The sequence below is a fragment of the Sulfurospirillum sp. SCADC genome (assembly GCF_000743525.1).
GTDB lineage: Bacteria > Campylobacterota > Campylobacteria > Campylobacterales > Sulfurospirillaceae > Sulfurospirillum.
Genome location: NZ_JQGK01000018.1, coordinates 25,145 through 48,259, shown reverse-complemented (window position 1 = coordinate 48,259; position 23,115 = coordinate 25,145). Strand labels below are relative to the sequence as shown.

25 protein-coding genes are annotated in these 23,115 nt (G+C 41.7%); 23 read left to right on the top strand and 2 right to left on the bottom strand.

Annotated elements, in window-relative coordinates:
• Positions 1–26: 26 nt before the first annotated feature.
• The 8 genes from JU57_RS11550 to JU57_RS11515 all read left to right on the top strand — a co-directional run bounded on the left by JU57_RS11550 (position 27) and on the right by JU57_RS11515 (position 8,863).
• Positions 27–1,154 carry a succinyldiaminopimelate transaminase gene (locus JU57_RS11550; RefSeq protein WP_037961213.1) on the top strand — a complete coding sequence of 376 codons (1,128 nt, stop codon included), beginning with the start codon at positions 27–29 and terminating at the stop codon, positions 1,152–1,154.
• 134 nt (positions 1,155–1,288) lie between these two features.
• Entirely contained in the window at positions 1,289–2,599 is a 1,311-nt protein-coding gene (murC, locus tag JU57_RS11545) for a UDP-N-acetylmuramate--L-alanine ligase (RefSeq protein WP_037961212.1), read from the top strand.
• Positions 2,599–2,949, top strand: coding sequence for a hypothetical protein (locus tag JU57_RS11540; protein ID WP_037961210.1), 351 nt, complete (start codon positions 2,599–2,601; stop codon positions 2,947–2,949). Before murC ends, JU57_RS11540 begins: the two co-directional genes overlap by 1 nt.
• Positions 2,950–2,956: 7 nt before the next feature.
• The gene (locus tag JU57_RS11535) at positions 2,957–5,158 is read left to right on the top strand and encodes an endonuclease MutS2 (RefSeq protein ID WP_037961207.1); all 2,202 of its coding nucleotides are present in this window, start codon (positions 2,957–2,959) and stop codon (positions 5,156–5,158) included.
• 77 nt (positions 5,159–5,235) lie between these two features.
• A complete protein-coding gene (gene dapE, locus JU57_RS11530; RefSeq protein WP_294877272.1) occupies positions 5,236–6,345 on the top strand; it encodes a succinyl-diaminopimelate desuccinylase in 1,110 nt (369 codons plus the stop codon).
• Entirely contained in the window at positions 6,342–6,713 is a 372-nt protein-coding gene (locus tag JU57_RS11525) for a RidA family protein (RefSeq protein ID WP_037961201.1), read from the top strand. The genes dapE and JU57_RS11525 overlap by 4 nt, the downstream gene beginning before the upstream one ends.
• Before the next feature lie 77 nt (positions 6,714–6,790).
• Positions 6,791–8,131, top strand: coding sequence for an FAD-dependent oxidoreductase (locus tag JU57_RS11520; RefSeq protein ID WP_037961197.1), 1,341 nt, complete (start codon positions 6,791–6,793; stop codon positions 8,129–8,131).
• 42 nt (positions 8,132–8,173) lie between these two features.
• Positions 8,174–8,863, top strand: a complete 690-nt coding sequence (locus JU57_RS11515) for a class I SAM-dependent methyltransferase (protein WP_037961194.1) — start codon at positions 8,174–8,176, stop codon at positions 8,861–8,863.
• Here the strand turns inward: JU57_RS11515 and JU57_RS11510 are convergent.
• A complete protein-coding gene (locus JU57_RS11510; protein ID WP_037961192.1) occupies positions 8,860–9,342 on the bottom strand; it encodes a hypothetical protein in 483 nt (160 codons plus the stop codon). The genes JU57_RS11515 and JU57_RS11510 overlap by 4 nt on opposite strands.
• 80 nt (positions 9,343–9,422) lie before the next feature.
• On the opposite strand from JU57_RS11510, the gene JU57_RS11505 reads away from it, so the two are divergent.
• Both JU57_RS11505 and JU57_RS11500 read left to right on the top strand, forming a co-directional pair.
• On the top strand, positions 9,423–9,872 hold the full coding sequence (locus tag JU57_RS11505) for a GNAT family N-acetyltransferase (protein ID WP_037961189.1): 450 nt from the start codon (positions 9,423–9,425) through the stop codon (positions 9,870–9,872).
• A 64-nt stretch (positions 9,873–9,936) separates the two neighbouring features.
• Positions 9,937–11,088, top strand: a complete 1,152-nt coding sequence (locus tag JU57_RS11500; RefSeq protein WP_037961186.1) for a S41 family peptidase — start codon at positions 9,937–9,939, stop codon at positions 11,086–11,088.
• On the opposite strand, the gene JU57_RS11495 is transcribed toward JU57_RS11500, so the two are convergent.
• On the bottom strand, positions 11,089–12,141 hold the full coding sequence (locus tag JU57_RS11495) for a chemotaxis protein CheX (protein WP_037961183.1): 1,053 nt from the start codon (positions 12,139–12,141) through the stop codon (positions 11,089–11,091).
• A 279-nt stretch (positions 12,142–12,420) separates the two neighbouring features.
• Here JU57_RS11495 and pyk point away from each other — a divergent pair, with 279 nt between their 5' ends.
• The 13 genes from pyk (at position 12,421) to atpA (ending at position 23,106) form a co-directional block, all read left to right on the top strand.
• Entirely contained in the window at positions 12,421–13,866 is a 1,446-nt protein-coding gene (pyk, locus tag JU57_RS11490; RefSeq protein ID WP_037961180.1) for a pyruvate kinase, read from the top strand.
• A 135-nt stretch (positions 13,867–14,001) separates the two neighbouring features.
• Positions 14,002–14,310, top strand: coding sequence for a 50S ribosomal protein L21 (gene rplU / locus JU57_RS11485; protein ID WP_025343851.1), 309 nt, complete (start codon positions 14,002–14,004; stop codon positions 14,308–14,310).
• A gap of 141 nt (positions 14,311–14,451) precedes the next feature.
• Positions 14,452–14,712 (top strand): 50S ribosomal protein L27, encoded by a 261-nt coding sequence (gene rpmA, locus JU57_RS11480; RefSeq protein WP_025343852.1) that lies wholly within the window; start codon positions 14,452–14,454, stop codon positions 14,710–14,712.
• Positions 14,713–14,834: 122 nt separating this feature from the next.
• Positions 14,835–15,941 (top strand): GTPase ObgE, encoded by a 1,107-nt coding sequence (obgE, locus tag JU57_RS11475; RefSeq protein ID WP_037961177.1) that lies wholly within the window; start codon positions 14,835–14,837, stop codon positions 15,939–15,941.
• A complete protein-coding gene (gene proB / locus JU57_RS11470; protein ID WP_037961174.1) occupies positions 15,922–16,686 on the top strand; it encodes a glutamate 5-kinase in 765 nt (254 codons plus the stop codon). The genes obgE and proB overlap by 20 nt, the downstream gene beginning before the upstream one ends.
• Before the next feature lie 69 nt (positions 16,687–16,755).
• A complete protein-coding gene (gene fmt, locus JU57_RS11465; protein ID WP_037961172.1) occupies positions 16,756–17,673 on the top strand; it encodes a methionyl-tRNA formyltransferase in 918 nt (305 codons plus the stop codon).
• Entirely contained in the window at positions 17,636–18,289 is a 654-nt protein-coding gene (locus JU57_RS11460) for a biotin--[acetyl-CoA-carboxylase] ligase (RefSeq protein WP_037961169.1), read from the top strand. Before fmt ends, JU57_RS11460 begins: the two co-directional genes overlap by 38 nt.
• Positions 18,286–19,071, top strand: a complete 786-nt coding sequence (locus tag JU57_RS11455) for an AAA family ATPase (RefSeq protein ID WP_025343857.1) — start codon at positions 18,286–18,288, stop codon at positions 19,069–19,071. Before JU57_RS11460 ends, JU57_RS11455 begins: the two co-directional genes overlap by 4 nt.
• 4 nt (positions 19,072–19,075) lie before the next feature.
• Positions 19,076–19,933, top strand: a complete 858-nt coding sequence (locus JU57_RS11450) for a ParB/RepB/Spo0J family partition protein (protein WP_037961311.1) — start codon at positions 19,076–19,078, stop codon at positions 19,931–19,933.
• 139 nt (positions 19,934–20,072) lie between these two features.
• Entirely contained in the window at positions 20,073–20,495 is a 423-nt protein-coding gene (locus tag JU57_RS11445; protein ID WP_037961166.1) for a FoF1 ATP synthase subunit B', read from the top strand.
• Positions 20,496–20,506: 11 nt separating this feature from the next.
• A complete protein-coding gene (locus JU57_RS11440) occupies positions 20,507–21,022 on the top strand; it encodes a F0F1 ATP synthase subunit B (RefSeq protein WP_037961163.1) in 516 nt (171 codons plus the stop codon).
• Entirely contained in the window at positions 21,023–21,553 is a 531-nt protein-coding gene (locus JU57_RS11435) for a F0F1 ATP synthase subunit delta (RefSeq protein WP_037961161.1), read from the top strand.
• 47 nt (positions 21,554–21,600) lie between these two features.
• A complete protein-coding gene (atpA, locus tag JU57_RS11430) occupies positions 21,601–23,106 on the top strand; it encodes a F0F1 ATP synthase subunit alpha (protein ID WP_037961307.1) in 1,506 nt (501 codons plus the stop codon).
• Positions 23,107–23,115 lie beyond the last annotated feature (9 nt).

The following is a 23,115-nucleotide window of genomic DNA, read 5'->3' as shown; positions in this document are numbered from 1 at the left end:
CTGTTTTACATGTAAAAGGAAAACCATTGCATTTTGAACCCTATCCCTTTGAAAAATTAAGTGAGCTATTGAAAGATATTGTGCCGAGTAGTGCGTATCCAGAGGTTTCTCTCACCATTGGCGAGCCGCAGTTTGAGACGCCTGATTTTATTCAAGAAGCGTTGAAACAAAACAGTGCTTTGTTAAACAAATACCCCAAATCTTCGGGTGAAGCGTCTGTGAATGAAGCACAGCGCGCGTTTGTGAAAAAACGTTTTGGTGTTGAACTGAAACCCTCTGAACTGCTCTCGACCTTTGGTACGAGAGAGGTGCTGTTTAATTTTCCACAATACCTCCTGCATGACACAGCTGAGCCCGTCATGGCATACACGAACCCTTTTTATCAGATCTACGAGGGTGCCGCGATTGCGAGTCGCGCACGTGTGGTGCATCTGAATCTAACCCAAGAGAATGGCTTTAAACCGGACATCAATTTGCCTGCTTTAAAAGAGGCGGATTTGATTATTTTAAACTTTCCCAATAACCCAACGACCTCTGTTTTAACCCTTGAGGAGCTCGGAGAATGGGTGAAATTTGCACTTAAATACGACATTGTTCTCTTAAACGATGAGTGTTACAGTGAAATTTACGTGGACGAAAAACCACCTTCGCTTTTGGAAGCAAGTTTACATGTTGGCAATGATACGTTTAAAAATGTGTTGGTGATCAATTCTATCTCCAAACGAAGCTCCGCGCCAGGGCTTCGCTCTGGCTTTATTGCAGGCGATGAGAAAATTTTGTGTGGGTATATGAAGTATCGAACGTATGTGGGTGCAGGTATTCCCTTGCCCCTTCAAATGGCTTCAGCGCTTGCATGGAACGACATGGAGCATGTGGAACTCTCTCGTGCGCAATACGCGAAAAATCTGCGCCTTGCACATGAGATTTTGGGTGTGGCAGAGGTTGACGCAACGTTTTACGTTTGGCTAGAGGTAAAAGATGATTTGATCTTTACATGTAAACTGTATGAGCAAAAAAATATCAAAGTACTACCGGGTCGTTTTCTAGGACGCGGCGGCATCGGCGAGCATTATGTGCGTATCGCACTTGTGGAAAACAGTGAAAAAACAGAGCAGATCTTAAAAGAGATCAAAGAGGTTATCGCCTCTTTCTAGAAAAGCGTAGCTTTACATGTAAAGAGTAAAGCGGTACCATTTCTGCCTTGCAAAAGGCAAGCTTTAGCGCACAGCGCAGCGTAGCTTTTCAAGCTTAGCTTGGAAAGCGTATAAAAAATAGATAAGGATATTGGTTGAAAAAAGTTCATTTTGTAGGCATTGGTGGCATTGGGCTTTCTGCCTTAGCTAAATATTTAAAACAAGAGGGCTACGAAATCACAGGCTCCGATGTGAAAGCAAGCAAAATTACCGCAGGGCTCGAAGAGATGGGCATTCCTGTGCATATTCCACACGATCCTGCGTGCATTACTGACCAAGATTTGGTCGTTTTTTCTGCGGTCATTAAACCCGATAACATCGAACTTGTACGTGCACGTGAAAAAGGAATGACGATCATGCCTCGTCGTGAGGCGCTTTTGTTTATCTTAAAAAACAGACGTGTTTTCTCCGTCTGTGGAGCGCATGGCAAAAGTACGACCAGTGCGATGCTCGCTTCGATGGTCGAGGGCTCTTTGGTCATTGGTGCGGAGAGCAAGCAGTATGGCTCAAACATGTACTACAAAGAGGGCAATAATGTCATTTTTGAAGCCGATGAGAGTGATGCGAGCTTTTTAAATTCCAATCCCTACATCGCGATTGTCACCAACGCAGAGCCGGAACATATGGAGTATTATAACTACGATTATGACCGATTTTATGGGGCTTACAGACACTTTTTGGAGAGTGCGAAGATTCGCGTCATTAACGCGGAAGATCCTTTTTTAAGCACGCTTACGGAGCTTGAAGCTGATCGTCTCTATCCAAGTCGTGACATCAGCGACATTAAAACCGTGATGCGTGATGGTGAGCCTTTTACCTCCTTTGTGCTCAAAGATTTGGGTTGTTTTGAGGTGTGGGGAATAGGGGCTCATATGGCGCTGGATGCGTCACTGGCAATTTTGGCGAGCTTGCATGAGATGGATGTGGAAACGGCGCGTGAGAAACTCAAACAGTACAAAGGCATCAAAAAACGTTTTGATCTTTTGAGCAAACATGAAAACTTTGCACTGATTGATGATTACGGGCATCACCCCACCGAGATCAAAGCAACACTGGAGTCTGCGACACAATATGCTGCTCTGATGGGGCTAAAAAAGATCACTGCCATCTGGCAACCACACAAATATTCACGCACGGTTGATAATTTGCAAAGTTTTGTCAACTGCTTTGAAGGGGTCGATCAGCTCGTGATTTTACCTGTGTGGCGTGCAGGGGAAAAAGAGGTTTTTATCGACTTTGAAAAAGAGTTCGCACGCTATAAGCCACTTTTCCCACCGCGTGTTTACCGAAATAATGATAGTATAGAGATATTTCCTTGCGAAGCGAACCAACATATTTTTGATGAAGGGTTGGTGATCAGTTTTGGCGCAGGGGACATAACCTATCAGCTTCGAGGAGCCATGTGATGCAATTTTTACTTTTTTTAGCGGTGGTACTTCTGGTTGTTTCGGTGCTCTATGCTAAAAAGAGTACATTCTCTCACAAAGCAAAAATAGGACTTTTTCTTTTTCTGGTGGTTTTCATTGGGATTGCGTGGTGGTATGAAGCCCATAATCGTGAGAACAGTGAATCAAATCGCATGATGATCAGTGCGTTTAAACAGGGTAAAACACTCTATTGCGACGGGCGTGAAATCTCGTTGGAGACGTTTGTGTTTGTGAGTGGAACGCTTAGTTTTATTGCAAATGACAAGAACCCAAATGATAAAGGTATTGTGATCGATATGGCTACATGTAAACTGGAAAAGGTGAAGTAACGCCCTCATGGAAAAGCTTTTTTCAAAACTCGATCTGGTCGATTATGCGACCGGATTTAAACACTTTTTAGCGCGCGAAAAACCTCTGTTTATGGAGGGCGATGCGAATCTTCATTATAAATTGATCCATGAACTGCTCACACGCGATCGCTTGAAGCCTTTGCCGGAAGTTCCCTCTTTGGATGTGGCACTGATGCACCTGAGTAAAATGGGCATTTTGCGTCTTAGTGAGATTTTTGCGTTTGTACAGATCATCAATTATATGCAGTATCTTAAACATATGCTGAACGACCAGAGCCTTGGCGAATGGATGGAGCGCATTCTCATCCCTGCCGAAGTCGCGCAAATTTGCGCTTATTTTGATGAAAAAGGTGAGCTCAAATCCAGCGTAGATGAACAGTTTGCGAGCATCGCTCAAAGCCTTAAAATGGTCAAAGAGGAGATGAACAGCACGCTTCGCCGTCTGATCTCGACCGAAAAAATCGCTCTTTACCTTGCCGATAAACAAATTCACTACATCAACAATCAAGAGGCACTTTTGGTACGTGGTGGGTTTAACCATGTCCTCAAAGGCAATGTCATCGGGCGCAGTAGCAGCGGTTTTTTCTATGTCGTACCCGAAGCGCTTGCAAAGTTGGCGAGTCGTGAGAGTGAACTAATCGACCGCAAAGAAGAGTTGGTGTACAAGTACGCGAAGCAAATCTCGTCGGTGTTTACCAAACAGCTCAAATTTTTAGGGTTTGTGAACAAAGAGTTTGACCGCTTTGATGCGTACTATGCCAGAGTCGCGTACGCCAGAGAAAAAGATATGGAGTTTGTGCTTCCCTCCAAAACCAATGCCATCAAACTTGAAAACTTTGCGCATCCTGCCCTTGCCAATCCCAAACCGATTACGATTGATTTTAGCAAACAGGTCTTGATGATCACGGGTGTAAATGCCGGTGGTAAAACGATGCTGCTTAAATCCATTTTGACGGCGGCGATTTTGAGTAAATACCTTCTTCCGATGCGCATTGATGCGAAACATTCGAGCATTGGTTCGTTCAAAGAGGTGTTTGCGATTTTGGATGATCCGCAAAATGTTAAAAATGACATCTCCACTTTTGCAGGGCGGATGAGTGAGTTTAGTAAACTCTTTGGTAAAAAAGTAGCACTCATTGGTGTCGATGAGATCGAACTTGGAACAGACGCCGATGAAGCGGCGAATCTCTTTAAAGTGATGATCGAAAAGCTTATCGATAAAGAGATGAAAATCGTCATCACCACGCACCATAAACGCTTAGCCTCTTTGCTTGCCACGCACCCTGAAGTCGAACTGTTAGCGGCGATTTACGATGAAAAGAGTGAGCGTCCGACGTATGGCTTTTTAAAAGGGACGATTGGCAGGAGTTATGCGTTTGAGACGGCACTTCGTTATGGCATTCCGCAGTCATTGGTCGCCGAAGCGCGTGTTTTGTACGGCGAAGATAAAGAAAAACTCAATGAGCTCATTCAAAAAAACATCGACTTAGAGCTTGAGATGCGCAAAACCTCCGAAGAGCTTGATACGAGACTGCATGAAGTGGAAAAACTCAAAGAGTCGTTACGCGATGAAAAAGAGCGCGTGCGAGAAGAGTTTGATCATGCGTACTCTAAAATGTCCAAAGAGTTCAACCAAGCGATTGGCGAAGCCAAAAAGGCGATCAAGAGTTCGGATACCAAAGAGTCGCACCGCTTGCTCAACAAAGCGAACCAGTTGCATCAAGAGACACGTAAAGTGATTCCCGATCAAAAAGCAGAACCTTTACATGTAAACGATAAAATCAAATACGGAAGCTCTAAAGGGGTGATTAAAAGCATCAAAAAAGAAGAAGCGACCATCGAGTGCGACGGCATTACGCTTCGTGTTCCCCTCTCCAAACTCAAACGCAGTGGCAACCAACCCAAAGTGCACAAATCAGGTGTGGTGATCTCCAAAGAGACACCCAGTGGTTCAATGATTTTGGATCTGCATGGACTCAGAGCCGATGAAGCGGTTGAAAAACTCGATAAATTTTTAAGTGACGCACTGATGAGCGGCTTTGATGAGGTGTTGGTTTATCATGGCATTGGAACGGGAAAACTCGCCTATGCGGTGCGAACCTTTTTAAGCAGCTATCCTTCTTTAGTTTCGTATGGCGATGCACCGATCAATATGGGTGGTTATGGTGCCACATTGATCAAGCTTTAAATAAACTTGATATTGAATCATAACCAAGAAATGAGTATAAACTCTAAAGAATACTCTTTTACAATAGAGGAATCATGCTGAAAACACACGAACTTTTTTTAAAACTTTTACGCTTTGTCTCAGTCACCCCCGATGACGGCGGTGCTTTCACCTTCATTAAAGCGTACCTCACTGACTTTGAGGTCATTGAGCTCAATGTCGAAAACACTAAAAATCTTTTTTTATATAAACGTTTTGGAAAAGGCCCACACCTCTGTTTTGCAGGGCATATTGACGTGGTTCCACCGGGGCATGGTTGGGAAAGTGACCCGTTTGAGCCTATCGTTAAAGAGGGTGTTGTCTATGCCAGAGGTGCTCAAGATATGAAAAGTGGTGTCTGTGCATTCGTGCAAGCGCTGCGCGAGACGACGCATTTTAATGGAACCCTCTCTGCCATCTTAACCAGCGATGAAGAGGGTGATGCGAAGCATGGAACGATTGAAGTGATCAAAGAGTTAGAGCGTCGCTCTTTCTTACCCGACTACGTCATCGTGGCAGAACCGACTTCTGAGAAGGTTTTTGGCGATGCGATTAAAGTAGGGCGTCGTGGCTCCATTAACGGGGTGATTGAGATCACGGGTAAACAAGGTCATGCGGCGTATCCTGAAAAAACCATCAATCCCGTGCATCAAATAGCCCCTCTGCTTCCTCAACTTGCAGGACATTATTTGGATGAGGGTGACGAATTTTTTGCCTCTTCGCAGATCATTATCACGGACATTCGTGGTGGTATGGAAGTGAGCAATGTTACCCCTGGTAATCTCAAGATTATGTTTAATGTACGCAACTCAACCAAAACCGATAGTACAAAAATTCGTACCTATGTGGAAGCGTTACTGCAAGGCTTAGATTTTACGCTCAACTTGAGTGAAAGTGCGCATCCGTTTGTTACATGTAAAGACTCTATGATTGTCAAAGCTGTTGAAAAAGCACTTTTACATGTAAACGCAAAAGCACCCAAACTCTCCACGGCTGGTGGAACGAGTGATGCGCGATTTTTTGGCGCTTTTGGGGTTGCTACGATTGAGTGTGGCGTCGTAAACGATACGATTCACGCACCCAATGAGTGTTGTCCGATGAGCGAAGTTGAATCACTCGTCCAAGTGTTTAAATCTGTCATTGAAAATTTCAAAAAGGAAGATGTATGAAAATAGTCTCGACAACCAATGCACCCGCTGCCATTGGTCCGTATTCGCAAGCGATTGTGGTAAACGATATGGTGTTTACCTCTGGGCAAATCGCGCTTAAGCCCGATGGTACTTTTTTAGAAGGCGATGTGGAAGCACAAGCCACCCAAGTGTTAGAAAACCTCAAAGCCGTGCTTAAAGAAGCCGGTAGTGGTCTGAAAAAAGTGGTTAAAACGACCATTTTTTTAGCCAATATGGACGACTTTGCAAAAGTCAATGAGGTGTATGGCGCATTTTTTAAAGAGCACAAACCTGCACGCAGCACCGTGGGTGTCAAAACATTGCCTAAAAATGCGTTGGTTGAGATCGAAGCTATTGCAGTAAAGTAACAATTTATTATAAAAACTTTAAAGTTTTTATAATAGAATGTCACACCCTAAAATCTTAGAGTAGGAAGTTGTTTAGCATGACAAAAAATCACTATGACGTCTTGGTCGTCGGTGGCGGAATCTCAGGTGCAGCTCTGTTTTATGAGCTTGCAAAATATACAGACATTAAGCGTATCGCGCTGGTCGAAAAATATGAGCGTTTAGCAAAACTCAATTCTGCTGGAACGTCCAATTCTCAAACCATTCACTGTGGTGACATAGAAACCAACTATACTCTAGAAAAAGCGAAAAAAGTCAAAGAGACTGCAGGCATGATCGCAAAGTATTGTGTTGCGCATGGACACGAGGGTAAGTTTTTATTTGCGCATCAAAAAATGGCAATCGGTGTGGGTGATACCGAAGTTGCGTATATGCAAAAGCGTTATGAAGAGTTTAAAGAGCTGTACCCCTATCTTGAAGTCTTTGATAAAGAGAAACTTGCACAGATTGAGCCAAAGCTTATTTACGATGCTGAGGGCAAAGAGCGTCTTGATAATGTCATTGGTGTGGGCGTGGAAGGCGGAGAGTTTAGTACCGTTGATTTTGGGCAAATGAGTGAAAGCTTGGTTTCTGAAGCTCAAAAAATCGAAGGTAAAGTTGCGGATGTCTTTTTGAACTCTCAAGTAACCAACATTACTAAACTGGGTGATATGCACGTGGTGATGACCAAAGATCATACGTTTACGGCTGATTTTGTCGTGGTCGATGCGGGCGCTCATTCACTCTATTTAGCGCATGAAATGGGCTATGGACTTGATTTTGCCTGTTTACCGGTGGGTGGCAGTTTTTATATGACCAAGAAAAAAATGCTCAATGGTAAAGTCTATATGGTGCAGCATCCTAAACTTCCTTTTGCGGCACTGCATGGCGATCCGGACATTTTAGCCGATGGCTGTACCCGTTTTGGACCCACAGCCCTTGTGATGCCAAAATTAGAGCGTTACACGGGTGGAACGTATCTTGATTTTTGGCAAACATTGCAATTTGATGGTAAAGTGGCGAAAGTTTTTTATGATTTGATGAAAGACAGCGATATTCGTAATTACATCTTACGAAACGTTCTGTTTGAGCTTCCTAAATTTGGTAAAGAGCTTTTCATCAAAGATGCACGCAAAATTGTTCCTTCGTTGCAACTAGACGACATTGAATATGCGCATCACTTTGGCGGTGTCAGACCTCAAGTGATTAATAAAACAGAGCAAAAATTGATGCTAGGTGAAGCGAGCATCAACCCAGGAACGGGCATTATCTTTAACATGACGCCAAGTCCAGGTGCAACCAGTTGTCTTGGAAATGCGCGTCGCGATGTTAGAATCGTGTGCGAATACCTTGGCAAGACATTTGATGAAGCACGCTTTAAACACGAACTCGTTGACTAAAATCTCATGGGGCTTTCAAAAAGCCCCAACCAAAGTGTACCCATGATAACTCCTCTTGATCTTTACGCCAAAATCGAATCGCTGATCGGTTTTGATGCCCAGTATGAAACCCTCTACCAGACCTATTTGCGTTTACTCAAATCTTTACATGTAAAGCGTATTTTGGATGTGGGATGTGGCAATGGCAGATTTCTTGTGCATCTTAAAGATGAGCAGATCAGTGCGTGCGGAATTGATCGAAGTGTCGCCATGATCGAGCGTGCACGAGCTTTAGGGGTGGAAGCGAGTACCAAAGAGCTAGACGAATGGGAAGAGGCTTCGTTTGAGTGCGTTGTAGCGATTGCCGATGTGCTAAATTACATTGCCCCTTCCGAGATAAACGCTTTCTTAGAAGCGGTTGCACGTGTGCTGCCTCAAAATGGCTATTTTGTCTGCGATGTCAATACCTTGTATGGTTTTGAAGGCGTGGCAGAAGGCGTGATGTGCCAAGAGAAGGAAGATCAGTTTTTATGCGTGGATGCAACCTTTGAAAATCATGAGCTGGTCACAAAGATCGTTTTGTTTGAAAAAGAGGGAAAGCTTTACCGCAAAGAAGAGGGAGTCATCACCCAATACTTTCACCCACTCTCGTTTTTTAAAAAACTCAAGGCATTTAAACTCTGTTCTACCAAACCCGTCACACTCTTTGGTGACGAGCCTGATAAAACCATCTTAATTTTGCAAAAACGCTAAGCAAGGTCTTGTAAAAACGTATTGAGCATTGTCGTCTCTTGCTCAAGCTCATCCTCAGCTTGCATCTTCTCTTGCAGTTGTTTACGGTAAGCATCCAGCATCATGTCTAGCATAGAGAGCGTATTTTCTCGATCTTCGCCGCTTAAGGGTGGCACACTGTCTGCACTCAGCCCCAATTTATCTTCAAGTTCCGCTTTTTTCTCTTCCATCAGTTGCTCAATTTTCTCTTGATTGTACTCTTGGTAGAATTGAAGCGCCCCTTTGGACGTTAGAGCTTCTTTAAACGCCTCAACGGCAGCATTGGATTCGGTTGCAGCCGTTGAAGCTGTGGATTCATCACTTGAACTGCTGCTTCCATTTAATTGGCTTGCTAAAATACTGGCAAACGAATCTTCCGTAGTCGTATTCTTTGTGGTAACTTTGGCGAGTGTGCTCAATAACGATTGATTGACGCTGTTTTTACTCTCTTCAATGGTCATGAAAAACTCCTTATCATATCAGTAATTATAACAAGCAAAAAGGGTTCCTATGTTACAATACAGATCAAAAAAGGAGTGGTATGTTTAGCGTTGAAGAGGCAAAAAGCTCTGATATAGAGTCTTTAATTGATTTATTAACCCTCCTTTTTTCTCAAGAGGCTGAATTTACGCCACATCCTGAGGCTCAACGCGCAGGTCTTAAAATGATCCTAGAAGATGCCACGATAGGAACCATTTTTGTGCTTAAAAAGGAGGGTGAGATCATCGGAATGGTAAGCCTTTTATGGACGATCAGCACAGCACTTGGCGGAAAAGTAGCCTTTTTGGAAGATATGATTATTGCGCCTCAATTTCGAGGAGAAAAATGCGGAACACGGTTGGTTGAGGCAGCCATAGAACATGCTCAAAAGCTTACATGTAAACGCATTACTCTTTTAACGGACACGCACAATCATGCGGCACAGCGCTTCTACAAACGGCTGGGGTTTGTCGATTCTTTGATGCAACCGATGCGATTGATCTTAGCGTGACATTTTTGCAAAATAGGCGTAAAAAGTAGTACTATACCGCTATACAAAGTCAAAGGATCTATGTTTGAGACATTTTTTTGGTTTTTTAAGCCTCATAATGACACTTTTAAATGCAGCTCCAACCAATGATCCTTATCTTTTTTATCAAGAGGTTGTGCAAAAAATTAAAGAGGAGTCGATTCAGCCTTTGGATGAAAAACGGTTGATGGAAGGCTGTTTAGAAGGAATGGTAACCAGTGTTGACAAAAATGGGCGCTATCTAAATGAAGAAGAGTATGAGACGCTTTATCTCAGCTCAAAGCCCGTTGCAGGTGTCGGGCTGTATCTGATTCAAAAGAGCAACCATATTTATGTCAAATCGGTTGTTGACCACTCTCCTGCGCAAAAAGCCAATCTTCAAAAAGGTGATGAAATTGTTCAAATTGATGGTGTCTTAGTGCGTAACCTCAGTTTAGATGAGGTCATTTCAGCCCTTCGTGGATCTCCCAATACCAAAATTAAATTATTAACACTCAAACTGAACAGTTCAAAACCGATTGAGCTGCAACTCACGCGTAAAGCAGTTACGATCGATCTTATGAGCTCTTTGATGTTTGAAAATGATATTGCCTATGTTAAAATTAGCTCTTTCGCCCAAGATATACTTCCCTCTTTTTTGGAGGATATGCGCTATCTTTACGAAGCACAAAAGCACAAAATTAATGGAATGATTTTGGATCTTCGCGATAATCCAGGAGGCATTTTCAGCAGTGGTATTGCCGTAACCTCTCTTTTTTTAGAGAAAGACAAACTTGTTCTAACAGTCAAAAGTCGCCACAAAGAGGAAAAAAAGCAGTATAAAAACACACCGCAAGATTTTGAAGGGGTTGAATATGCTGACAAAATCGAAGAGCTCTTTTTTTTAAAAACAGTCCCTTTAGTCATTTTAACCAATAATGACTCAGCAGGGAGCTCGGAGATTGTCTCCTCCGTCCTTCAAGAGTACAATCGTGCCACGATCATTGGCACGCCAACGTTTGGTAAAGACACGTTTGCCACGCTTTTCCCACTGAGCACCAACACAACCGCTGTAAAGTTTGCGACAGCACGTTGGTGTACGCCTAAGGGAAAAAGTGTATGGCCCAGTGGTGTGATACCCAATATTGAGATCAATCAAGGAAGCGAAGAGGAAGATATTCCCCTTCAAGAAGCATTACGTTTTTTACAGAAAAAGTAGTTACTTGGTAATAAACATGTAAAAAGGTTTTTCATCCAGTTGCATGTCGATCCAAACGCCATTGGAACCTAACGTATCGCTCAGGGCAACTTGCACAGATAGGTAGGTTTTAGGAAGTTCAAAAAGAACTTTAAGATTTTTACCCGAGAACGTCACTTTTGCTGATCCTGTGATGATATTGCAAAATTCAGCAACGCCATCGACAATTGACGCCGTATCATCGGCTTCCAGACTCTCCCCTAACATTGCTTCAAGTGCTACAAGGGCAAGCTCTCGTGGAAAAACAAGGAAGAAAACACCACTAATATCACCTTTAAATTTCATCGCCGCAATGATCACATGAGGAGGAATTTTTTCATTAAACGGTCTGATTTCATGCTTGATTTTTTGCGCTTCAAGTCCTGTAATCGTCACAAGTGAATTCACAGCGGTGTCAATAAAGACAGGAAGATTCATCACCAGCTGTTTTGAAAGTCCCAACCCTTGTGATGCCTGTGTTTTAGTACTATTTTGGTTAATGGCCGTGTGCGTGATGGTCATATCGTATTTTTTAGCAGAAGCTTTGATCTTAAAATCTTCTACATTGCGTGCATGAACGATGGAATAGCCCATTTTCCCGAGTTCCATTGCAATTTTGTCCGCATTTTCTTTATCTTCATCGTAGATCAGGACATCGAGCTCTTTTTTGAAGGCTTTTGGGTTAAAAAAGAGAATCGCTGTATTAATGTTTTGAAAGAGTTTCACCGAGGTATTGGCACTAAATTTTTTAAGATAGGCAAACGTATCGCGTTTATAATCACCAATGGCGACGGGAAGATCAATCCTATGGCTTAGTTTTTCAAGCTGTTTGACTAAATTCGCAAGGTTGGGATCTTCTTTGGTTAAAGGAGAATAAGGGGTATCTTTTAAGGAGACAAGTACACCTTTGATCCCTTTGTCTTTGAGCATTGCCTGTTGTCCTATAATCGTATTGTATAAGACACTGTTACGATTCTCATGAACCGCTTCGTTATAGTTAAAAATTAAAATAGAGTGTTGAATGCTGTTTGTCATGGTGTTATGTTAACCGTATGTGTTGATTAGGATAATAAGTAGTGATAATACCACAGAAAGCTTTTAATTTTATTGAATTAAGGTAGTGCTCTTGTATGGATCAATTTAATGCAAAAAGTGCTCTCTTAAATTGTCTAAAGCCGATTGATAGACGTGATGCAAGATTGATTAGATGTGTAAAACTTCAGCATCTTTTTAAAGCTTACATGTAAGGCTTATGATATAATTTTGTAACACTAAAGTGATAGAATAGAACTCATTATAAAAAAGGAAACAGAGATGGATAAAAAGACAAAAATCCTAGCAACCGTTGGACCAGCAAGTGATAGTGTAGAAATTTTAGAAGGGTTAATTCGAGCAGGTGTCAATGTATTTCGACTCAATTTTAGCCATGGAACCCATGAGTACCATGCCAGTACACTTGCCAAAATCAGAGAAGCGGAAAAAAATGTTCAGAAAAAAGTGGGTGTTTTACAAGATATTTGTGGGCCAAAGATTCGTGTAGGAAAACTCGAAGATGACTTTTTCCTTGAGTCAGGGGATCAAATCCATTTTACGAAAGAGCAAATCGTTGGTAAAAAAACGGGAGAAGGCAGATATGAACTCTGCATTAACCAGCCGCAGATTTTAGATATGCTGAAAGAGGGTGAATATATCTATCTCTACGATGGCAATATTCGCGCGAAAGTGATTGAAATAGGCGATAAGATTGTGACCACCGTGGAAAACAGTGGGAAACTCTCGTCCAACAAAGGGGTGAATTTTCCCAATACCATCATCAACATTGAAGTCATTACGCCTAAAGATGAAGCAGATCTTCGCTGGGGTGCTGAGCACGGCGTCGATTTTGTGGCGGTCTCTTTTGTTCAAAGTGCCAAAGATATTTTACAAGCACGAAAAATTCTGAAAGAGCATAAATCCCGTGCCCATATTTTTGCTAAAATTGAAAAATTTGACGCCGTTGAAAAAATTGATGAAATCTTAGAAGTCAGTGATGGTATCATGGTTGCACGAGGAGACCTTGGTATTGAAGTGCCGTACTACAAAGTTCCAAGCATTCAAAAAAGATTAATTGCCAAAGCCAATGCAGCGTCTAAGCCCGTTATTACAGCGACGCAAATGCTGCTTTCCATGGCAGAAAAAGAGATGGCAACCAGAGCTGAAATCAGTGACGTTGCGAACGCTGTTTTGGATGGAACGGACGCGGTTATGCTCTCCGAAGAGAGTGCGATTGGGGTCAATCCTATCCATGTGGTTGAGGTTATGTCCAATACGATTAAAGAGATTGAATCGATCTATCCGTACAGCAAATTTGAGGTGTATCCTTTCTTGGATGAGACCGATATTATCTCCTCATCCACCGCACGTCTTGCAGATCGCTTGGGTGTTGAAGCGATGATTTCACTGACCAGTTCAGGCAAATCGGCTAAAAAATTGGCACGGTATCGAATTCGTGCCGATATTTATGCCGTGACGCATGATGAACGCGTTGCCCGCTCTTTAACCATTGCATGGGGCATTAAACCGATCATGAACATTGAAGCCAGTAATCTCAATATGATGTTGGGTAAAACGCTTCAAAAGGGCATTGAGCGAGGTTTGATTGATAAAGAAAAAACCTACATCGTCACAGCAGGTTATCCAGCCGGTGTTGAAGGAAGTACCAACTTTATTCGCATCTTGAAAAAAGCGCAGATTGAATACTACACCGATATGGTTCTCTAGGGAGATTTAAAGACGATTTAAGCCTTTTGGAAAGACTCCTTTAGGCTTAAAGACGTTTTCCTTTAATATTACCTTAAAGAAGGTTTAGGTACAATCCAAACCTCAAAATAAATCTCTCCCAAGAAGGACATACGCATGTATGCAATTATCAAAAATGGCGGGAAGCAGTACAAAGTTCAAGAAGGCGACTACTTAAATGTCGATAGACTTGACGCTCAGCCAAAAGAGAAAATAGTAGTGACGGAAGTTTTAGCTGTGAACAACGGCGAACTTACAGTGGGTGCCCCATTCGTCAATGGTGCTACAGTAGAACTCGAAGTTGTTACTGAAGGCAAAGACAAAAAAGTTATTACTTTCAAAAAACGTAGACGTAAAGACTCTAAAGTCAAACGTGGTTTTAGAAGACAATACACTAGAGTAAAAGTTGTAAGCATTAAAGCTTAACCTACCTATAGAATTCTGCCAACTTCAGTTGGCTAGCTTTAGTGCCGTAGTGGCTAACGTAGCTTGAAAAGCTTGCTTTTTAAGCGTGTAACGGAGTTTTTCAAAACTCCGATTTAAGATACAAAAAATTAGGAGTAACCAATGGCTCACAAGAAAGGTCAGGGAAGTACCCAGAATAATAGAGACTCAGCTGGACGTAGACTGGGTGTTAAAAAATTTGGTGGTGAATTTGTACGCGCAGGCAATATTATTATTCGTCAACGTGGAACAAAAGTACATGTAGGAAATAACGTAGGCATCGGTGTTGATCACACGATCTACGCATTAATCGATGGTTTTGTACAATTCCAACGTAAAGATAAAATTAGAAACAAAGTTTCTGTTATCCCCGCAAGCTTATAATGTAAAGGTGGAGTTTTCTCCACCCTTCTTTTTTCCCTCAAAACAAAAATACCTCTAATGATTATACGTTTACATGTAATGATTAAAGGTATTATTACTCTTTATATTAAAAGGTTTTTACGATGTTTATAGACAATGTATCACTCACACTCAGCTCCGGAAAAGGAGGCCCAGGTTCCGTCTCTTTCCGTAGAGAAAAGCATGTTATCCAAGGCGGTCCTGATGGTGGAGATGGCGGTCGTGGCGGCAATGTCTATTTTGAAGTGGATAAAAATACCCATACGCTTTCGCATTTTAGAAACAACCAACACCTCAAAGCCAAAAATGGCGAAGCAGGTATGGGACGCAAAATGTATGGCAAAATGGGAGAACATCTTGTTATATCTGTTCCTCCTGGAACCCAAGTATTGGATGCTGAAACGAAAGAGGTGCTTTTAGATCTTGTCGATGACAGTGAAAAAAAACTCTTTTTAGAAGGTGGCATGGGAGGGCTTGGAAACACTCACTTTAAAAGTTCGACCAATCAACGCCCTGAATTTGCACAACCTGGTCGCCCTGGAATCACGAAAGAGATTAAATTAGAGCTTAAATTGATCGCGGATGTTGGACTGGTTGGGTTTCCAAATGTAGGCAAATCAACGCTGATTTCAGTTGTCTCTAATGCACAACCTGAAATTGCCAATTATGAATTTACAACGTTAACACCCAAACTGGGTGTGGTTGTCACCGATGATTTCCGCACGTATGTGATGGCGGACATTCCAGGTATTATTGGAGGAGCTAGTGAAGGCAAAGGGCTAGGAATTGAGTTCTTACGCCATATTGAGCGTACGAAGTTTTTACTGTTTATGATTGATCTTGCTAATTACCGTGATCTTAAAGAGCAATACTACACGTTGCAACAAGAACTTCGTAACTTTTCTGAAAAATTAGCACACCGTGATTACGCGATTGCACTGACACGTTGTGACACCTTAACACCCGATGAAATCAATGAAAAAGTGGATCAATTTTTAAGACTCTTAGGGCTTGAAGCCAATGAATTTACGCATAAATATAAAACGAGAGAAGACTTGCATTCGTATGGTCAAGATGTCCATGAGAGAGAGCGAGCATTGCCCTTTTTTGTGATGCCACTCTCTTCGGTCTCTAAAATCAACGTTGATTCGATCAAGTATGCCCTATCCGATGTTATAACAAAGGTTCGTGATGAGAAGAGTAGTCGTTAAGGTTGGCACGCACGTATTAAGCGAGCAAAACCGTTTATGTAAAGAGCGCATTTTAAATTTGGTGGAATTTTTAGTCGCACTGATGGAGAAGCATGAAGTCATTTTAGTCTCTTCGGGGGCTGTGGCTGCTGGCTATTCCATTTTGAAGTTGGATAAAAAATTATTGCACAATCGCCAAGCCATTGCTGCTGTTGGGCAACCCCAACTCATGGCTACATACAATAAAAAGTTAGAAAAATTTGGGAAAAGTGGTGCGCAACTGCTTTTAACGGCGGATGATTTTGACTCACGAAAACGCTGTTACCATGCGAAATGTACGATTGACACATTGCTTGAAAATGGTATCCTCCCCATCATCAACGAAAATGATGCGACGGCAACGGAAGAGCTTGTTTTTGGTGATAACGATCAACTCTCTTCACGCGTCGCGTATTATTTTGGAGCGGATCTTTTGATCTTACTCTCCGATATTGATGGCTACTACGACAAAGACCCTCACAAACATGCCGATGCGACGATGCGCAAAATTGTCCATGCGATAGATCCTTGCGAATTGGAAGTTGAGAAATCGGCCAATTTTGCTTTTGCAACGGGCGGCATCGTGACCAAACTCAAAGCGGCAGACTTTTTGCTAGAGCGTGAAAAATCGATGTTTATCGCGAATGGTTTTGATTTAAGCGATGTCAAAAGTTATATGCTAGAGGGCGTTCATAAAGGTGGAACACTCTTTACATGTGAAAAGTAAACTTCTTCATTTTTATAGGGTTGGAACCGAAGTATTTATGTGAAGAATGAACCTATACGAAGGATTAAGATGCGCATTGTTTTTATGGGGACTCCCTCTTATGCCACGACGATTTTAGAAGCACTTCTAAAAAACTCTGACATTGAAGTGGTGCTTTTGGTGACGCAAGAAGACAAACCCGTCGGGCGAAAACAGGTACTGACACCTCCACATACAAAAGCATGGTTGTTTGAACAAGGTTTACATGTAGAAATTTATCAGCCAAAATCACTGCGAGGAGATGAAGCTCACGCCAAGATTGCTGCCTTAAAGCCTGATTTTATCGTAGTGGCAGCATACGGTCAGATTTTGCCTAAAGCAATTCTTGCTATTGCGCCTTGCATCAACCTTCACGCTTCGCTGCTTCCAAAATACCGAGGTGCAAGTCCGATTCAATCGACCCTTTTAGCCAATGAAACCTATGCAGGCGTGACCTCAATGCTTATAGAAGAGGGGCTTGATACGGGTGCAATGCTTGGATTTTCATACCTTAAAATTGAATCTAAACACACTTCGACACTTTTGTTTGATGCCCTTGCTACACTCGCGGCAAAACTAACCGTTGTGACCCTTGAAAATTTTCATTCCATCTCGCCTTTAACCCAAATCAGTGCTAATGCAACCCATTGTAAAAAGATCAAAAAAGAGGATGGTTTAGTCTCTTTTGAGCAAAGTGCTCAAGCGATAGTGACACGCTTTAAAGCACTCTCTCCTTGGCCAGGACTTTACTTGGAATCGGGGCTAAAACTGCTAGAGCTTGAATACCATGATGACAAAGAAAATACCCTTGGTAGCGTTATTCAAGCGATCAAACCGGAGGGAATTATCCTTACATGTAAAAAGGGTTCTTTGCTGCTTAAAACCCTTCAGCCGATCTCCAAAAATGCGATGAGTGCAGTAGATTATATACGTGGAAAAAGGCTTAACATTGGTGATACACTGGTTTGATTCTTTAGAGTCCACGCATCAACATCTCATCACCTCGCTTCGCGAAGGTACACTTCTTGCACCATGTGCCATCGGTGCTACGACACAAACCAATGGGGTGGGCAGTCGTGGTAACGCTTGGGTTGGAAAAGCGGGAAATCTCTTTTTCTCATTTTGTGTCGAAGAGAAACAGTTACCACTCGATTTGCCATTAGCCTCTGTTTCGATCTATTTTTCTGCTTTAGTGAAGCAGATTTTAGAAGAAAAAGGCTCGTCAGTATGGCTAAAATGGCCCAATGATTTTTACTGTGACACGAAAAAAATTGGAGGAATGATCACCACCAAAACGGGTGCTACAATTGTAGGTTCTATCGGACTTAATCTGTGTAGCGCACCTGAAAATTTCGGGACTTTAGATATTATCGTTACACCCAAAGCTTTAGCCGAAGATTTAGTTACAAAGGTTGAGGAAAAAATATCGTGGAAGAAAGTTTTTAGTAAATATAAGATAGAATTTGACCAAAATCGAAACTTTTCTTTCCATTTGGATGGCAAATTGGTCTCGTTACGTGACGCGATATTGTGTGATGATGGCTCTATAGAGCTAGAAAATAAAAAGGTGTACAGTTTACGATGAGTGAGATTATAGCGATAGCAAATCAAAAGGGTGGTGTTGGTAAAACAACGACCGCTATCAATTTGGCTGCCTCCTTAGCAGTTGCTGAAAAGCGCGTGTTATTGATCGATATTGACCCTCAAGCCAATGCGACAACCGGTCTTGGTTTTCACAGAAGCGACTATGAGTACAACATCTATCACGTGCTTATCGGCAGAAAACGTCTTTCGCAAGTCATTCTTGAGACGTCACTTTCAACCTTACATGTAGCGCCATCGAATATTGGGCTTGTGGGAGTTGAAAAAGAGTTTTACGATAACAATACCAAGGGTCGCGAGCTTATTTTGAAAACGAAAATTGAAGAGATTAAAGATCAATACGATTATATCATCATCGATTCACCTCCAGCCCTTGGAAGCATTACAATTAATGCACTGAGTGCTGCAAACTCTGTGATTATCCCGATTCAGTGCGAATTTTTTGCATTGGAAGGTTTGGCGCAGTTACTCAATACCGTGAAACTGATTAAAAAAACGATTAACCCGACACTGGAAATTAAAGGCTTTTTACCGACCATGTATAGCACCCAAAACAACCTCTCAAAACAAGTCTTTGCCGATCTGAAAGAGCATTTTAAAAGCAAACTGTTTGTGGACAAAGAGAGTGCTTCGTATGTGGTCATTCCACGCAATATCAAACTCGCAGAATCCCCAAGTTTTGGCAAACCGATTATTTTATACGATGTAGAATCTCCAGGTTCTAAAGCGTACCAAAATCTTGCCAATTCGATTTTAGTGAGTTAACGTGATGAGTGCAAAGAAGGTTTTAGGACGAGGACTGAGTGCGATTATCGAAGATGTCGAAGAGGCATACAAACAAGATATTGAGCAAGCAAAAGATTTGGTTCGTGACATTGCCATTGAGCGTATTACCCCAAATCCTTACCAACCACGAACACATTTTAATGAAGTTGCTTTAAAAGAGCTTAGCGAATCGATTAAGCGCCATGGGTTACTCCAACCCATCATTGTGGTTGCCAAAGATGATGGCTATATGCTTCTTGCAGGTGAGCGTCGTTTACGTGCGAGCAAACTAGCAGGCTTTACAAAAATTAAAGCCATTGTTGCAGACATCGAATCAAAGAATCTGCGTGAATTAGCACTGATTGAAAATATTCAAAGAGAAGATCTTAATCCCGTTGAACTTGCCATCGCTTATAAAGAACTCATTGAAGAGTATAAAATAACGCAAGATGGACTCTCTGAGATTATCCATAAAAGCCGAACCCAAATCACCAACACGATTCGGTTGCTGAGCTTAAGCGACCAAACCAAAAAATACCTTGCAGAAGGTGTTCTCTCCCAAGGTCATGCCAAAGTTTTGGTAGGACTTGAGCCTAAAGATGAAGAGACGATTGTCAACACCATTTTAGGTCAAAAGCTCAGTGTCCGTGAAACCGAAGCGTTAGTGAAAAAGCTTAAAAGTAGTGACGAGTTAATTGGTAAAGTAGAAAAGACCGTTCCCTCAATTCCTGAAGAGCTCCAAACACTCACAAGCAGGCTAAAAGAGCTTGGCTTTGAGGCAAAACCTAAAGCAAATACCATTACCATCCATTTTAAAAACGGTGAAGCAATTTATACTTTTTTGGAGCAATTGAAGTCATAAAACGAGTTGCGTCGGTTCATTTAATAAACTATTTTCCTTTGCTGTGTTACAATTCGCGCAAAATTTTGATACAGCAATCTTGTTTGTGCTAAAAAATCTTAAAAATTGAGTCTGATCTCGAGCTAAAGGAGCAAGAAATATGTTGGATATTATCCCAGCACTGTTACTGGTGACTGGAACTGTGTTTTTAGTGATGTTAATACTTCTTAACAAAACGCTTTACAAACCCCTTCTGGAGTTTATCGACAATAGAAATAACTCTATTAATCGTGATTTAGAAAATGCAGGGAAAAATGCCAGTGACGTTGTAGCCTACTATCAAGAAGTAGAGACGATTTTGTCTGAAGGAAAAATGGAAGCAGCGAAAATTAGAGAAGCTGCACTGAATGAGGCAAAAGAGAAAGCGGGCAAAAAAGTTGAGCAAAAAAAGAGTGATCTTGAAGCTCAAAGCGTAACGTTCTTGAAGGCTTTAGAGTCAGAAAAGGATGAGTTTAAAAATGGTCTGTTGGCACAAATGCCTCTTTTCAAAGAGAGTGTTGCTGCTAAACTGAGCCATATTTAAGGAGTATACGGATGAAAATAAACTATTTTTTACTCTTGTTAGCTCCCATGGCGCTTTTAGCCAGCGGTGGTGAAAGTGGCGGATCGACGGATATTTTTCCAAGAGCTGTCAACTTTTTAATCTTTGCTGCGATTATGTACTATTACGTTGCAGATGCCGCAAAACAGTGGTATATAGGTCGTAAAAATGAGATCGCAACGAAGTTAGATTCGATTCAGGTCAAATTGAAAGAGTCAAATAGCAAAAAAGAGATTGCTCTTGCTAAAGTCGAAGAGGCCAAAGCCAATGCAAGAGTCATTGTCGAAACGGCTAAAAAAGAGGCACTTCTTTTAGCCGATAAAGTTGCACAAGACGCAGATGTCGAAATTGAAAGTTTGAGCAGAGCCTTTGAGGATCGTGTCAGTATTGAGCGTCGTAAAATGCAAAGAGCCATTGTTTGTGAAGTTTTAGATGAGATGTTTAAAGAGGGTTCTATCTCTTTAGACAATGACGAAATCGTTAAAATTGTCAATAAGAAGGTTGCCTAAATGAGTGGAGCAATAGCAAAAAAATATGTTAATGCGCTCATGAGCAGCTGTAATGATGCGGAATTAACAGAAGTGTATGGTTTGTTAACGCAATTGGCTGGGGCCTTTACGATAGAGAAGTTTCATAACATTATTCTCTCTCCAGATGTCTCTGTGAACGCAAAAGAAGCATTAGTACTCTCTTTGGTAGAAACTCAAAATATGAAATTTCAAAATTTCATCAAATTACTGAGCCACAACGATCGACTTGCCTTGATTGCGGTTGTTGCTAAAGAGTTAAAATACCAACTCTCTTTAAAAAACAATACGTACGAAGGGAGTGTCTCAACAAACTTTAAAATGAGTCCAGCACAAGTGAGTATGTTAGAAGAGAATTTCAGTAAAAAGTTTAATGCTAAAATTAAATTAGATGCAAACAAAAACAGTTATCCGGGTATTAAAGTTGAGTTAGATGATTTGGGTGTGGAAGTGAGTTTCTCAGTTGAGCGTCTTAAAGCTCAATTAACAGAGCATATCTTGAAAGCAATTTAATAATAAATAGATAAAAGAAAGTTAAGGAGTAATGTGTGGGAGCAAAAATGAAAGCTGACGAAATCAGTTCAATCATTAAAGAGCGTATTGAAAACTTTGAGCTCAATGTGGACATCGAAGAGACAGGTAAGGTTATCTCTGTCGCTGACGGTGTTGCAAACGTTTATGGTTTGAAAAACGTTATGGCCGGTGAAATGGTTGAGTTTGAAAATGGCGAGAGAGGCATGGCACTTAACCTTGAAGAATCAAGTGTAGGTATCGTTGTTTTGGGTAGTTGTAATGAGATTAAAGAAGGCTCTTCAGTTAAACGATTGGCAAAACTTCTTCGTGTGCCTGTTGGTGAAGCCTTGGTGGGTCGTGTTGTGAATTCACTCGGTGATCCTATTGATGCAAAAGGTCCCATCAACGCCACTGAAACACGTTTCGTTGAAGAAAAAGCACACGGTATTATGGCACGTAAATCCGTTCATGAACCACTTCAAACAGGTATTAAAGCGATCGACGCGCTTGTGCCAATTGGTAGAGGTCAAAGAGAGCTGATTATTGGTGATAGACAAACGGGTAAAACAACCATTGCTCTTGATACCATCATTAACCAAAAAGGTCAAAACGTTACATGTATTTATGTAGCCATTGGCCAAAAACAATCAACCGTTGCTCAAGTCGTTAAAAAACTTGAAGAACACGGCGCTATGGAATACACCATCATCGTTAATGCGGGCGCAAGTGATTCTGCTGCTATGCAATTCTTAGCTCCATACGCAGGTGTTTCTATGGGTGAGTTTTTTAGAGACAGTGGCAAACATGCGTTAATCGTGTATGATGATCTTTCAAAACACGCGGTTGCTTACCGTGAGATGTCATTGATTCTCAGACGTCCTCCGGGTCGTGAAGCGTACCCTGGTGATGTTTTTTATCTACACTCCAGACTTCTTGAGCGTGCAGCGAAAGTTAATGATGAATTAGGTGCAGGTTCACTAACAGCGCTTCCAATCATTGAAACACAAGCAGGCGACGTATCTGCGTATATTCCAACGAACGTTATCTCTATTACCGATGGTCAGATCTTCTTAGAATCAGACCTCTTTAACTCTGGTATTCGTCCAGCGATTAACGTCGGTCTATCGGTTTCTCGTGTTGGTGGTGCGGCACAAATTAAAGCAACCAAACAAGTTGCAGGTACGATGAGACTTGACCTTGCTCAATACCGTGAGCTTCAAGCATTTGCACAATTTGCAAGTGATCTTGATGAGTCAAGCCGTAAACAATTAGAGCGTGGTCAACGTATGGTTGAACTCTTAAAACAACCTCCTTATGCACCAATTCCTGTTGAAAAACAGATTTTGATTATTTTTGCAGGCGCTAAAGGGTACTTAGACAGTATTGATGTTAAATCAGTAGGCCGTTTTGAAGTGGAACTTAACTCTTATGTTGAAGCAAAGTATGCAGATATTTTTGAACAACTTAAAGCTAAAAAAGCGATTGATAAAGAGCTTGAAGAGCTATTACATAAGGCATTGAGCGAGTTTAAAGCGACGTTTGCAGTCAAGTAAGGATCAGCT

Bases quoted from the DNA above. Each gene is read 5' to 3' on its own strand.
- JU57_RS11540 (WP_037961210.1), top strand. From the start codon at position 2,599: ATGCAATTTTTACTTTTTTTAGCGGTGGTACTTCTGGTTGTTTCGGTG.
- obgE (WP_037961177.1), top strand. From the start codon at position 14,835: ATGTTTATAGACAATGTATCACTCACACTCAGCTCCGGAAAAGGAGGC.
- JU57_RS11505 (WP_037961189.1), top strand. From the start codon at position 9,423: ATGTTTAGCGTTGAAGAGGCAAAAAGCTCTGATATAGAGTCTTTAATT.
- JU57_RS11450 (WP_037961311.1), top strand. From the start codon at position 19,076: ATGAGTGCAAAGAAGGTTTTAGGACGAGGACTGAGTGCGATTATCGAA.
- JU57_RS11495 (WP_037961183.1), bottom strand. From the start codon at position 12,141: ATGACAAACAGCATTCAACACTCTATTTTAATTTTTAACTATAACGAA.
- pyk (WP_037961180.1), top strand. From the start codon at position 12,421: ATGGATAAAAAGACAAAAATCCTAGCAACCGTTGGACCAGCAAGTGAT.
- JU57_RS11455 (WP_025343857.1), top strand. From the start codon at position 18,286: ATGAGTGAGATTATAGCGATAGCAAATCAAAAGGGTGGTGTTGGTAAA.
- atpA (WP_037961307.1), top strand. From the start codon at position 21,601: ATGAAAGCTGACGAAATCAGTTCAATCATTAAAGAGCGTATTGAAAAC.
- JU57_RS11435 (WP_037961161.1), top strand. From the start codon at position 21,023: ATGAGTGGAGCAATAGCAAAAAAATATGTTAATGCGCTCATGAGCAGC.
- fmt (WP_037961172.1), top strand. From the start codon at position 16,756: ATGCGCATTGTTTTTATGGGGACTCCCTCTTATGCCACGACGATTTTA.
- rplU (WP_025343851.1), top strand. From the start codon at position 14,002: ATGTATGCAATTATCAAAAATGGCGGGAAGCAGTACAAAGTTCAAGAA.
- proB (WP_037961174.1), top strand. From the start codon at position 15,922: ATGAGAAGAGTAGTCGTTAAGGTTGGCACGCACGTATTAAGCGAGCAA.
- rpmA (WP_025343852.1), top strand. From the start codon at position 14,452: ATGGCTCACAAGAAAGGTCAGGGAAGTACCCAGAATAATAGAGACTCA.
- JU57_RS11445 (WP_037961166.1), top strand. From the start codon at position 20,073: ATGTTGGATATTATCCCAGCACTGTTACTGGTGACTGGAACTGTGTTT.
- JU57_RS11525 (WP_037961201.1), top strand. From the start codon at position 6,342: ATGAAAATAGTCTCGACAACCAATGCACCCGCTGCCATTGGTCCGTAT.
- JU57_RS11510 (WP_037961192.1), bottom strand. From the start codon at position 9,342: ATGACCATTGAAGAGAGTAAAAACAGCGTCAATCAATCGTTATTGAGC.
- JU57_RS11535 (WP_037961207.1), top strand. From the start codon at position 2,957: ATGGAAAAGCTTTTTTCAAAACTCGATCTGGTCGATTATGCGACCGGA.
- JU57_RS11520 (WP_037961197.1), top strand. From the start codon at position 6,791: ATGACAAAAAATCACTATGACGTCTTGGTCGTCGGTGGCGGAATCTCA.
- JU57_RS11440 (WP_037961163.1), top strand. From the start codon at position 20,507: ATGAAAATAAACTATTTTTTACTCTTGTTAGCTCCCATGGCGCTTTTA.
- JU57_RS11515 (WP_037961194.1), top strand. From the start codon at position 8,174: ATGATAACTCCTCTTGATCTTTACGCCAAAATCGAATCGCTGATCGGT.